Source organism: Vibrio sp. sp1 (genome assembly GCF_016920955.1).
GTDB lineage: Bacteria > Pseudomonadota > Gammaproteobacteria > Enterobacterales > Vibrionaceae > Vibrio > Vibrio alginolyticus.
The window spans coordinates 142686-154979 of sequence record NZ_CP060590.1; the positions used below are offsets into that span (position 1 = coordinate 142686).

16 protein-coding genes are annotated in these 12294 nt (G+C 43.2%); 12 read left to right on the forward strand and 4 right to left on the reverse strand.

Translation table 11 applies throughout. The annotated features are described in order from the left end of the window. The first annotated feature begins 695 nt into the window (after positions 1 to 695). The 4 genes from H9L11_RS16125 to H9L11_RS16140 all read left to right on the forward strand — a co-directional run bounded on the left by H9L11_RS16125 (position 696) and on the right by H9L11_RS16140 (position 3923). The gene (locus H9L11_RS16125) at positions 696 to 2039 is read left to right on the forward strand and encodes a porin (protein WP_017635081.1); all 1344 of its coding nucleotides are present in this window, start codon (positions 696 to 698) and stop codon (positions 2037 to 2039) included. A gap of 78 nt (positions 2040 to 2117) precedes the next feature. Further along, complete coding sequence (locus tag H9L11_RS16130) at positions 2118 to 2837, forward strand: carbonic anhydrase family protein (protein ID WP_017635080.1); 720 nt, start codon at positions 2118 to 2120, stop codon at positions 2835 to 2837. Between the two features lie 79 nt (positions 2838 to 2916). Continuing rightward, positions 2917 to 3468: a YtfJ family protein gene (locus H9L11_RS16135; protein ID WP_017635079.1), complete on the forward strand. Its 552-nt coding sequence runs from the start codon at positions 2917 to 2919 to the stop codon at positions 3466 to 3468. 20 nt (positions 3469 to 3488) lie between these two features. Continuing rightward, a complete protein-coding gene (locus tag H9L11_RS16140) occupies positions 3489 to 3923 on the forward strand; it encodes a hypothetical protein (RefSeq protein ID WP_005480927.1) in 435 nt (144 codons plus the stop codon). A gap of 78 nt (positions 3924 to 4001) precedes the next feature. Here H9L11_RS16140 and H9L11_RS16145 read toward each other — a convergent pair whose 3' ends face one another. Beyond that, positions 4002 to 4541 carry an NUDIX hydrolase gene (locus H9L11_RS16145; protein WP_017635078.1) on the reverse strand — a complete coding sequence of 180 codons (540 nt, stop codon included), beginning with the start codon at positions 4539 to 4541 and terminating at the stop codon, positions 4002 to 4004. A 51-nt stretch (positions 4542 to 4592) separates the two neighbouring features. Next, entirely contained in the window at positions 4593 to 5267 is a 675-nt protein-coding gene (yjjG, locus tag H9L11_RS16150) for a pyrimidine 5'-nucleotidase (RefSeq protein WP_005374109.1), read from the reverse strand. A 138-nt stretch (positions 5268 to 5405) separates the two neighbouring features. Between yjjG and H9L11_RS16155 the strand changes: the two genes are divergently transcribed. From H9L11_RS16155 to H9L11_RS16180, 6 genes are all read left to right on the forward strand, one after another. Next, complete coding sequence (locus tag H9L11_RS16155; RefSeq protein ID WP_005384329.1) at positions 5406 to 6329, forward strand: LysR family transcriptional regulator; 924 nt, start codon at positions 5406 to 5408, stop codon at positions 6327 to 6329. Positions 6330 to 6444: 115 nt separating this feature from the next. After that, positions 6445 to 6759: a hypothetical protein gene (locus H9L11_RS16160; RefSeq protein ID WP_029795225.1), complete on the forward strand. Its 315-nt coding sequence runs from the start codon at positions 6445 to 6447 to the stop codon at positions 6757 to 6759. A gap of 47 nt (positions 6760 to 6806) precedes the next feature. Further along, the gene (locus H9L11_RS16165) at positions 6807 to 7493 is read left to right on the forward strand and encodes a YafY family protein (protein ID WP_025547493.1); all 687 of its coding nucleotides are present in this window, start codon (positions 6807 to 6809) and stop codon (positions 7491 to 7493) included. A 164-nt stretch (positions 7494 to 7657) separates the two neighbouring features. Then, positions 7658 to 7840 carry a hypothetical protein gene (locus tag H9L11_RS16170; protein ID WP_021035913.1) on the forward strand — a complete coding sequence of 61 codons (183 nt, stop codon included), beginning with the start codon at positions 7658 to 7660 and terminating at the stop codon, positions 7838 to 7840. A gap of 1187 nt (positions 7841 to 9027) precedes the next feature. Further along, a complete protein-coding gene (locus H9L11_RS23570) occupies positions 9028 to 9222 on the forward strand; it encodes a hypothetical protein (RefSeq protein WP_225455344.1) in 195 nt (64 codons plus the stop codon). Then, entirely contained in the window at positions 9210 to 9590 is a 381-nt protein-coding gene (locus tag H9L11_RS16180; protein ID WP_005374128.1) for a hypothetical protein, read from the forward strand. The genes H9L11_RS23570 and H9L11_RS16180 overlap by 13 nt, the downstream gene beginning before the upstream one ends. Positions 9591 to 9677: 87 nt before the next feature. Here H9L11_RS16180 and H9L11_RS16185 read toward each other — a convergent pair whose 3' ends face one another. Both H9L11_RS16185 and H9L11_RS16190 read right to left on the reverse strand, forming a co-directional pair. Next, positions 9678 to 10232, reverse strand: a complete 555-nt coding sequence (locus H9L11_RS16185) for a sugar O-acetyltransferase (protein ID WP_042523386.1) — start codon at positions 10230 to 10232, stop codon at positions 9678 to 9680. Positions 10233 to 10361: 129 nt separating this feature from the next. After that, on the reverse strand, positions 10362 to 10760 hold the full coding sequence (locus tag H9L11_RS16190; protein ID WP_205391272.1) for an OsmC family protein: 399 nt from the start codon (positions 10758 to 10760) through the stop codon (positions 10362 to 10364). 202 nt (positions 10761 to 10962) lie between these two features. On the opposite strand from H9L11_RS16190, the gene msrB reads away from it, so the two are divergent. Both msrB and H9L11_RS16200 read left to right on the forward strand, forming a co-directional pair. Next, positions 10963 to 12105: a peptide-methionine (R)-S-oxide reductase MsrB gene (gene msrB / locus H9L11_RS16195; protein WP_005374134.1), complete on the forward strand. Its 1143-nt coding sequence runs from the start codon at positions 10963 to 10965 to the stop codon at positions 12103 to 12105. A gap of 33 nt (positions 12106 to 12138) precedes the next feature. Beyond that, entirely contained in the window at positions 12139 to 12285 is a 147-nt protein-coding gene (locus H9L11_RS16200) for a DUF2256 domain-containing protein (RefSeq protein ID WP_005374142.1), read from the forward strand. The last annotated feature ends 9 nt before the right edge of the window (positions 12286 to 12294 follow it).

A 12294-nucleotide genomic window follows, 5' to 3' on the forward strand; every position in this document is an offset into this window, starting at 1 on the left:
TAGGTAAATTAACGTCAAGATACTGAAGGAATAAAATCACTAACGTGAAAAATCCGAGATATTATAGTCACTTCAAAACTTTATCATTCAATAAATATAACAAAGATCATTTTTAATATAGAAATTCAAGTTATAAGTATTATAAACAAAACTTTTAAATACCAACAAACCAGTAAAATCCAAAATTATTCAACATTCCATCAATTTAAATTTCATTATAGCCATTTTTAATTATTGAATTTCAAGAGGAGTTAAGTGATAAGTTAAATAAAAAATACCCACATAACACAGGTAAGACCGAGAGGAGTGTGTCATGTGGGTTTAAAACGATAGTTCTCTTGCTGATTCGAACTACCAACGTTGGGATGCAATGGAAATACAAATGACTCAGAGTTTCCATCACGAACACTTTATCGCTGGATTTGCCTCTGTTTGTTAGGGAACAGTCAGCACAATAAAAATAGAGAAGTAATACCGCAAAAATAAAAACAGAGGCTCAGAGTTTAATTTACACTTAAAATAATCACAATATTCACGACATGAACCATTAATAAATTCATCAATAAATATTTATTAATTTAAATCTATTTATTGTCAACATACTGTTAGTTTTACCCCTAAATGTACTGGTCAGATTTGTTTATTTTACTTCTTTTCGTTGCAATACAACCTCTAATTAATTCATGAGAAAAAACATGCAGCGACAATTAACTCTTTCACCGATTTATTTATTAATCGGGTTAGCCTCATCGACGGCGTATGCCGGTGGTTTTCAAATTAACGAACATTCGGCGACGGGTCTTGGTCGTGCTTTTGCTGGTGATGCCGTCATTGGTGATAATGCGTCTGTAGTCAGCCGTAACGCCGCAGCGATGACGCTGTTTAAACAAAATGCCTTATCGTTCGGTGTCACTTACGTCAAACCTGACGTTACCGTTAAAAATGCGCAATATCATCGAGCTAACATTAATGCGGATGTCAATGTTGGTATGGGCGGTTTTCCTCCGTCCCCTCAAGTTGAAATTACCCCGTCCTTCTCTCAAACCGTGACCGACATTGATGACGTCGATGGCGTTGGTCAACCAGCCGTTGTACCCAATTTTTACTTTATTCACCCTATCAACGACGACTGGTATCTAGGCTTATCGGCATACTCCAACTTCGGAACCGACATGGAGTTTAAACCAAACTATGGCGCACCTGTTTTTGGCGGTGTCACCAGCGTAGCGAGTGTCAACCTTGGCGCAAGCTTGGCATACAAGGTGAACGATCGTTTTAGTATCGGTGGTGGTATTGATGTGATTTACGGCTCTGGTGAGCTGTACCGCGATATGGACGTGGGTGTTTGCGTTGGTGGGAACATACTTGGAAACGAACTAGAACAACGCTGTGGATCCGTAAAAGGCAACGCACTTGATGTGGAAGCTGGCGGCATTGGGCTTGGCGCGAACATTGGCATGATGTACGAGTTTAACGAACGTCATCGCTTAGGTTTAAGCTACAAGCACAGCCCTAACATTGATGCCAAGGGTGACATCCACTTTGCTGGCGAATCGTACGACTCGCTTGCTATGCCGCTACCGGATATTGCGGAGTTTTCCGGTTATCACCGCGTCTTACCTAAATTTGCCCTGCACTATTCTGTGCAGTGGATTGGTTGGTCAGCATTTGACAGCTTGAAAGCTGATGATCAGTTGCTAAAAGATTTTCAGTGGCAAGACTCCGCGCACTACTCCATCGGTGCGACTTGGTACGCCAATGAACGTTGGACACTTCGCACGGGTTACATGTTCGACAAAACACCTGTCGATGAGCTGACTTCGCTTTCTATCCCAGATTCGAACCGTCACTGGTTATCTGCGGGTGCCTCTTACCAATGGTCATCAGATACCACGGTTGACATCGGCATGACGTACTTGATTGGTGAAGATGTCAACGTAGAAGAGTACGCGTATGAAGGTGTTCCTGCACCGATGGTGACGGGCGTGACCCATTCAAATGCGTTCCTAATTGGTGCCCAACTCAGCCACCGTTTCTAATTTGTCAGGCAGTGATCAAACCTCTAGGTCATTGCCTTGTAACAACGCTTATCGAAGCGACCGAACAGAGACATTATTATGAACAAAACACTACTTGCTTTTTCACTCTCACTTCTCACTCTAAGCGCGGCTCAGGCTTCGGAATGGGGCTATGGCAATGACAAACACGGGCCAGAGCACTGGGGAGAAATCGCCAAAGACTGCGCAACCACGAAAAACCAAAGCCCAATCAACATCGACAACCCAGCCGATGCAAAACTGGAAGCACTGAACCTTTCGTACACTGGTCAGGTCATTGGTTTAACCAACAATGGTCATACGCTGCAAGCGCAAGTGAACGGACGTAACAGCTTCACCATCGATGGCGAGACGTTCGAACTGCAACAGTTCCATTTCCACACACCTTCAGAAAACCAAATCAAAGGCCGCCAATATCCACTTGAAGCGCACTTTGTACACGCCAACGCAGACGACGAGTTGGCGGTAATTTCGGTGATGTTTGATGCTGGCGATCAAAACGCAGCACTGTCTAAACTGATCAACGCAATCCCACAAGAGAATCAAACCACGTTCTTTAAAGATACGTTTGAGATTAACGACTTACTGCCAAAAACTGCAAACTACTATCGATTTAACGGCTCTTTAACCACACCACCATGTTCAGAAGGTGTGCGCTGGTTTGTGCTTAAAGACACTCAAACCTTATCCAAAGATCAAGCCGAGAAACTGATGGAAGTCATGGGACAAAACAATCGTCCGCTGCAACCGCTAAATGCGCGCGTTGTACTTTCTAACTAATCGCCACATCCGATAAGGGGCATCGTATTTGCCCCTTATTTTGATTCGCTCTAACCTCACTTCGTTACAGGAACCCCCAATGAAAACTCCATCTGTTCTGTCACTCTTACTCGCACTCGCCCCGACATTCGCCTTCTCTCATAACCTTTCTGTCGGTCAAACCACCCCATCCGTCAGCATTGATACCTATGGCGAAATGACGCTGCAAGGAGACGATGTGGCTTATCAACCTTGGGCAACTCAGCAGATGTTAGGCAAAATCCGTGTGATACAAGCCATTGCAGGTCGTAGTAAAGCTAAAGAGATGAACGCGCCGCTGATGTCAGCAATCACTGCCGCTCACTTTCCTGAAGATCAGTATCAGACCACAACCGTGATCAACCAAGAAGACGCCATCTGGGGAACCGGTACATTTGTAAAATCGTCGGCAGAGGACAGCAAAAAGACATTCTCTTGGTCTTCCATGGTGTTAGACAAAAATGGCGTATTAGCAACAACTTGGGATCTGCAGCAAGAAAGTTCTGCGATTATCGTACAAAATAAACAAGGCGAAATTTTATTCGTGAAAGAAGGGGCTTTAACTCAAGACGAAATCACACACGTCATCGAACTGATTAAACAGAATATCTAAACCTAAGGTAAGGAAAAGCTATGAAACTGTTCAACACCATCGCACTCTGTCTTTTAGCGGCTGTAGCCTCTTTCCAATCGGTTGCAGGAGACAACGATTGGGACAAGATTGCAGATAAGACCGTCAGTTTTAAATCGGAAACCGACACAGTCAATCCACTGTCACCATTTGCTAACGCTCGTTTCAGCCACATAAAAATCAAATGTACACAAGGTACGGTCGATCTGAAAAGCGTTAAAGTAATCATGAAAGATGGTCAGGAAAAGACGTTCGACAGTTTAGGTGTTCTGACTAAAGGCATGTCATCAAGAAGCTTAAGCCTACCAACAAAAGATAACGCGAAGTTAGACAAAATCGAGTTGAACTATGAATCGGTTGGCAGCACTGCGCTGCAAGTCGCGGGGGTGACTAAAAAAGCGCAAGTGGAAATCTTAGGTAAGAAAATCGACGAGTAAGCGATGGCTCAACGAACTCACCCAAACTAAAAACAGCGGCACTAGGCCGCTGTTTTCATTAAAAATCGTCATGGATAACTAAATGAATTTCTTCAGCTTCGCCAAACCATAAGCGGCGATGGTGACACAATCTTTGATCGTGCCGTCGATCATCATCTGTTCGAACTCCTCAACCGAAAAAGCGCGAGTGATCAAATCCTCTTCTTCACTGTCGAGTTGATTGCCCACGTCCGTTAAATCAGTGGCGAAGTAGACGTGACATGTCTGATTCAAAAAGCCGTATGCGATAAACTGCGCGCCGACATACGCCATAGCGCTCGCCTGCATGCCCGTTTCTTCACGCAGCTCGCCTTTGGCAAGCTCAAGATGATCCGCATCTGGGTTTGATTCCCACGCCCCTTGTGGGATCTCCCAACAACGTTGACCTACGGTGTAACGGTACTGCTGAACCAAGTGAATCATCCCGTTATCGATAGCCAGAATCGCAGCACAATCAGGTTTGTCGACCACACCATAGATGCCCTCTGCGCCGCTCGGACGTAAAATTTTGTCCTCACGCACCGTCATCCACTTATTCTGGTAAACGACTTTGCTGTCTAGCTGTTTGATGTCTGACATGATTATTCCTTGATTTTTCTGAGGGTTACTGCGGAATAATACCCGATTCGGTTACGCCACCAAAATGTTCTTTAGTTCACTCAAAGACTCAACGGTGTAATTTGGTGCGATACGCTCATCGACGCTTGCGCCTGTGGTATTTAACCAGCAAGTTTCAATACCAAAATTATTACCACCCAGAATATCGGAATGCAGGTTGTCACCCACCATCAGTACGCGCGTTTTGCATGGGTTGCCCATTTGCTGCATCGCGTATTCAAAAATACCTAAGTCCGGTTTTGCTACGCCCACTTGTTCAGAGATCACCACTTTATCGAAGTACTCAGTCATCCCTGTGCGCTCAAGGCGAATTGCTTGCAACTCTGTAAAACCGTTGGTGATGATGCCCATTTTGGCTTTGCCTTGCAGCGCTTCCATCAGCTCTTTTGCACCTGGCAACAAGCTGCAAATATCGGCCATTGCTTCTAAAAATGCGCTATTGAGATCTGCTGTTGTGGTATTCAGCTTCTCAGCCCACTCGGTAAAACGCTTATGTTTTAGCTCATCTGCCGTTACTTTGCCGTCTTGGTAATCCACCCAAAGCGGTTTGTTTACGGTTTGGTAATGAGCAAAATCTTGTTCAGTAAAATCTACGCCTTTGCGAGAAAACATAAGCTGCAAACCTTTGAAAGCATCAAAGTGGAATAAGGTTTCGTCAGCGTCAAACAGGATCCAATCGTACTTCATTTTCTTCTTCCCAAAATCAAGGTCGTAATACTGGTGCATAGTCTAGATTGTTTTCTTCTTGAAGATAATCTCTATAATTGGAAATTAATTGTATCCTTGTGCTCAACAATAAATGCTTCACGATAATAGGAGATTGATGTGAACGCGATTGCCTCCCTGCCCGTTTTTGTTGCTGTTGTCGAATGCGGCAGCTTTTCCCTTGCGGCCAAACAGCTGAATCTGACGAAATCGGCGATCAGCAAACGCATCAACCAACTAGAAGACGATTTGGGCATTCGTCTCCTTAACCGAACTACGCGTAAGCTGAGCCTGACCGAAGCGGGAGAACGCTATTTTGAGTACGCTTCTCAAGCGCTCAATCTGGCCCAGCAAGGCGTAGACGCGGTATCGGAACTGCAAGGCTCTCCACAAGGTCGGCTCAAAATTACCGTGCCGATGTCTTTCGGTGTGCTGCATATCGCGCCTTTGATCAGCGAGTTTCTCGCTCGTTACCCGAAAATTGAAGTGGATTTAAACCTCGAAGACAAAATGGTCGATTTGGTTAAAGACGGTTTTGATTTGGGGATCCGTATTGGTGAACTCACCTCTTCCAATCTAATCGCAAAACGCCTCGCCCCTTGTAAAAGTGTGCTTTGTGCCTCGCCAGATTACTTAGCGGAGTTTGGAACACCACAAAAACCAAGTGATTTAGTCAGTCACAACTGCCTGCGCTACTCCTATTTCCGTGGCGGCGTCGAATGGATGTTCATCAACAACGGCAGCGAATACAAGGTGCTTCCAAAAGGAAACTTTATCGTCAATAACAGCGAAGCCATTCGCCAGTTGCTGTTAAGAGGTTCGGGCATTGCGCAACTGCCAACATTTATTGCAGGAAGAGACTTTGCCGCAGGAAATCTAAAACCGGTGATGGAAGAGTATTCTCTACCAGAACACGCCATTTATGCGGTTTTTCCTGAGCGCAAGCACATGCCGTTGAAAGTAAGAGCCTTTATCGATTTTATCAGCGAAAAACTCGGCACAGATTTACCTTACTGGGATCGTTACAACAGCCCAGAAAAATAACCATATTGATGATAAGTGAGTGAGATTTCACTACTGACATGTTCTGACATTCCATCCGCGTAACCTTATTTGGAACTCAATAGGCAATCCGCCAAAACCAATAAGGAATCACAATATGGAAACCGTTATCGAAACTGTGCAATTTCGTCTAACCGCAGGCACAACAGAGCAAGACGTGATCGCCGCTGCCAAACAGTCACAAACGTTTGTGAAGAATCTGCCGGGCTTTTTGTATCGCTCACTCAGTCACGAAGCGACGGACGATGTGTGGACAGACATCATTTACTGGCGTTCAATGGACGATGCAAAACAGGCGGGAAAACAGCTCAAGCAAGCCGCTGAATTTCAGCCTCTGTTATCAATGATTGACTGCGAAAGCTTCGAGCTTATACATCACAACTTAAAAATGTGCAGTGAGCTAGAGAAGTAATCAGCCACACTACTACTAACAACCAGTAGGTCTAGATAAGGAACATCATGAGCAAATCAGAACGACTGTTTGAGCTACTGACGCTTTTGCGCGCAAAGCGTTACGCCGTGACAGCGAAAGAGCTCGCAGAAAGAATGGAAGTCAGCGAACGTACGATTTATCGCGATGTTCAGTCGTTGCTTAGTTCTGGTGTTCCGATTCAAGGTGAAGCAGGTGTTGGCTACCTGTTGCAAGCTGGCTCTCATCTGCCGCCTTTGATGTTCTCAGAAAAAGAGATGATGGCGCTTGAACTGGGTATGCGGATGGTTCGAGCCTGGTCGGATGTTGAACTCGCCGAAGCGTCTCACTCTGCGTCCACCAAAATACTTTCGGTATTGCCCGATAAGCTCAAACAACAAGTGGAAGATTGTCCGCTGATTGTGCCCGATTATCACACCCAATCCGAGACTGCCAAACGAGGGCAGCTTCTGCGCCACGCGATTGATCATCAGTTTAAGGTCAGTTTGGATTACCAAGATGAAAGCGGACAAGTGACCGAAAGAAAAATCCAACCGTTAGGCCAGTTCTTTTGGGGCAAAGTCTGGACGCTGGTCGCCTGGTGCGAATTGCGCGATGACTACCGCCAGTTCCGCCTCGACCGTATCCAAGCACTGCGTATGCACGATGAAGAGTTTCAGAGTGCGGAAACCAAATCTCTCAAACATTATATTGCGCAGTATGAATCGAAAGATTGAGTGTTCTTCATCCTTCCATCACAAGGATTCTACATTGCTCTGCTCAATGCGCGATATTTGGAAAGGCACATTTAGTTAAACTAATGTTTCATTTTTAACAGATGCGCAACCAACCTAAGATCGTTAACTTAAGTAGCACGTCAACCACACCGGAGCGTGAAGCTATGAAAGTACTGATTCAATACACCCAAGCAGGGAAATATCGAGATCAAGCGTGGGAGTCTTTAACTCTTCGATCTAAAGGTGATATGCAGGCAGTTACCCCTTCTTATGCTGCCCAACTTATCGAACAAAGCAAAGCGACACTTGTGATGACAGAGGAGCAACAAATCGTTATTCATCCATAACCGATTATTAGCCTTGTTTAACCAACCTTTGTTAGTTGTGCAAGGCTTACATCTCGCCATTTCACGTTATCAATTTTATACACGACCAACTATATTTACATAAAAATCAATAAAATAGTTCTTATTTTCGTTCTCGACACTCCTTCAAAACGGCCTTACATTCATAGCTAAGATATAGGTTATCTGTTAGTCTCTTTATTTCTTCATGATAAAAATTAGGATAAAACCTTTGAAAAAGCATCGGTTTATTATAAGGATAGGTGCAATATGCAATTGATCTGGAACATTATTGGATACTTAATGTTCTCTGGTGTATTAGTTATTTTTTTTCAAACATTCTTTATAGGTATCATGCACCTTTTAATGCCAAAAGACATTGTCAATAGCTACTTTAAAGAACCTTATTTTAACACTTTCGAACTAGCTCTATTTACAGGTTGGCCTTACGCATTTTTCCGAACATTGATGTTTGTTCGTTTAATCGTTCAACCTAACTCAGGTAAAAAACGAAAGTTACCCGATGTATCCCAAGAGGTGCCTAGGTGGTACCGCCTATTATCCTTCATAATAATATGGGTAATTATCATAAACTCTACAATGTTAGCACTTGTATTTTTTATCGCAGGTTTTTTATCACTAGCAAATCATGTATGACCTTCACTTATCCAACCAAGTTTAATAACACACTTTAAATGTAAAAAATCACATTAACAATTTCATACAAATAATAAATACATCAGCTAATTTTTAACTTTTTAAAATGAAAGTCTAGAATACAAAAAATAAAACTTTTTAAATATAGTTTTTTGTTAGTATCTGCACAAACAAATTATTAGCTAGAGGTGCTCTGTGTCGGGATTATTTGAGTATAAGATAAAAACTCATGATAACTTATCATCAATTATATTAAACATGTATGGTACTCCATATGAAAGGCTAAATTTATCACTTGATAATAAAAAGCTTACGAGTCTATCCGCATAGCTCGAAGTCGAGGGTTACCTGCGAATGCTCATATAGTTAAACAAGCTGAAAAACTGAATAAAATAGCTCAAGCATCTAAAGTGGGCGGACATGTTTTAGTCGGTGTTGGTCTGACGGCTTCCTGCATTCAGATTGCGAATACACAAGACCAACATGAAAAGAATGAAATTTTTGTTGAGTCAATAACTAGCACAGCTGTAGGAATGGGTACCAGCGCGTTAGTCGGTCTATTTTTAGTATCAAACCCTATTGGCTGGGGGACTGCCATTGTACTCGCTGCCGGTTCAACGGCTGTAGGTTATGCATCCGGTAAAGTGGCAAAAAGCTTTTATAACTCAATTGAAAGCAAGCCAAACTTAGTCGCTAGTACTGGAATAGAGTCTATATGCAGCAAGTAATCACATTTCTTTTTTACACTTTAATGACTGGTGTGATTATTATTTTCTTACAAACCATTTTTATCGGTGTCATGCACTTTCTGATGCCGAAGGAGATTGTTGGGAACTATTTTAAAAAACCATATTTTAATGAATTTGAGCTTTCTTTATTCACAGGGTGGCCTTACGCATTTTTCCGAACATTGATGTTTGTTCGTTTAATCGTTCAACCTAGCTCAGGTGAAAAGCGAAAATTACCTAATATTTCTAGAGAAGTACCAAAATGGTATCGTTATTTGTCGATTCTATTACTGGGTATTATCATTGTTAACTCTGTTGTCGTTGCCCTGACTTTATCAATTGGTGCCGTTCTTTTAGCAATTGAGTGAGGAATTAACATTAAAATATAACGATGTACTCGACGAAGAGAGCTCAGTCTGAACTCTCTAATCGCCAGAGTTATTGCATACTAACCTCTACTCTTCTTCGTTGAGACGACGAATCAACTTAGCTGGCGTGCCTCCGTATAGACAATCTGGCGGCACATCATGGTTGACTACCGAGTTCGCCGCAATAACCGAACGAGCGCCAACTGTTACACCTTGGTTAATGACGGAGTTACCGCCAATCCACACATCATCTTCAATCGTGATGGGTTTACAAAACGTTTCCCAACGTCGGCGACTGCGGTAATCAACAGAATGAGAAGCGGTATAAAATTGCACGCTCGGTCCAATGAGCACGTGGTTCCCGATGGTAATTTTGGCACCATCGAGCATGACCACGTTCATGTTGATAAAGGTTTCTTCACCTATTTCGATGGTCTTACCAAATTCACAATGAAAAGGGGCCTGGACAATACAACGGCCTACCTTGCCAAATAGCTGCTTTTGCAATTCGTCGCGCTGACTTTCGTCGGTGTTATTATTGAGCGCTCTAAGTGCTTGAAGAGCATGGCTTCTAATGGCGTCAATTTCTTTGTCCATGCCATCAAAGACCTGGCCAGACATCATTTTTTCTAGTTCTGTCACTGGAAGACTCCTACAACCTGCAATTACTGCTTTCAGATTCTTCACAAGGTACGTGAACTGCGAAATAAAAAAAGAGAAAAGCCCGGACTTTTCTCTTTCCTGTTTTTATATTTTGTGGAGTCTGTCGGCTTACACAATTTCCCAGCTGTGGGTCATCTCAACACCTTCACCTAGCATTAAGCAAACCGAGCAGTATTTTTCTAGCGAGTCAGCCGCCACTTTTGCTACGACTTCTGGGTCAAGCTCGTCACCTGACACTTCAAAGTGGATATTCACTTGCGTAAAGATACGCGGCGCGGTTTTACGACGCTCTGTGGTTAGCTTAGCATTAACTGACGAAACCTTTTGGCCTGCTGTTTTCAAACCATCAACAACATCGACAGAGCTACAGCCACCAGCAGCCATTAGTACCATTTCCATTGGGCTTGGTGCGGTTGCACCACCATTGCCATCCATCACTACGGAGTGGCCCGACTGAGATTGCCCAAGGAATTTAAAATCTTCTATCCATTTAACTTCAGCTTGCATGATTTACCTCATTTAGCATCGCTTATTCAAGGCATCGTTGCCCTTACTAGCGGTGTGTTTCTTGTCGATACTTTAGCTCTATCGCATAAAAGGGCAACGGAATTTTCAACATTACTGTAATTTTTTCGCTCGGTTACCTTTCTCTATACGTAACACTTTTTATTTAAGTAACACTTTCTACAAAAATAACGATGAGGTAGCTATGAAGAATATGTCTAAGTTATTGGCCGGTTTCTCCTTCGCACTTCCAGTCTTGTTTCTACTATTGAGTAAAACAGGTACCGCCGATACGATGGATAAGCTGAAGGCTTCAGAGAATACAAGAATCGCAACGCTAGCTGGCGGTTGTTTCTGGTGTACAGAATCGGATTTAGAGCAACTGCCCGGCGTAATCGATGTTGTATCAGGTTATTCAGGTGGTCATATTGAAAACCCGACTTACCGCCAAGTCTCTTCTGGTAAATCTGGTCATATTGAAGTGATTGAGGTGAAGTACGATCCTGCTGTCGTGAACTACGAGCAAGTGCTGGACTACTTCTTCCGTCATATCGACCCTACCGACGATAAAGGTTCATTTGTTGACCGTGGTCCTCAATACCGTCCAGCGATCTTCTACCATAATGCGGAGCAAAAGCAGATTGCTAAGCAGTTTATGATGGAAATCGACAAGGCGATGATCTATCCAAAACCGTTGAAAACAGAGCTGATCGAGTTTGAAAAGTTTTACCCTGCGGAGTCGTACCATCAGGATTACTACAAGAAGAGTAGCTTGAAGTACAAATACTACCGCTACGCATCAGGTCGCGATAAATATCTCGACGAAGTATTTGGTGAAGATCGAAAAGAAAGTCCTAAAACACTTCGACAGTTGATTGAAGAAAAAAAGCTGCTTTCGAAAGTGAAAGCGTACAGTAAACCTGCTCAGTCTGAAATCAAATCAAACTTAACAGAGCTACAGTATTACGTGACGCAAGAAGAAGGCACGGAGCGTCCGTTTGATAATGAATACTGGGACAACAAAGAAGCGGGAATTTATGTGGATATTGTGACCGGTGAACCGCTATTTTCTTCTACTGATAAATACAAATCTGGCACAGGTTGGCCAAGCTTTACTCGACCAATTAACCCGGGTTACATCGTGGAGAAAACCGATTATAAACTGCTCTACCCTAGAACGGAGATCCGCAGTAAGTTTGGTGATTCACACCTAGGTCATGTGTTTAAAGATGGTCCGAAGCCGACGGGATTACGCTATTGTATGAACTCTGCTGCGATGAAATTTGTACCTGTGAACAAGATGGCGAGTTTAGGCTACGGCGATTACCTGTACCTATTTGATAAGTAGTTTTAACCAAATTAGGAGTGAACATTCAGCGCGATGAAAGGTTTTAAATCCAACCTTCCCATGAAAGTCTGTCCGGTCTGTCAGCGCCCATTTTCTTGGAGAAAGAAGTGGGCGCGAAATTGGGAGGAAATCGTTTATTGTTCTGAGCGTTGCCGAAGAAATAAATCAACGAAAACGTAGGTCACTCCG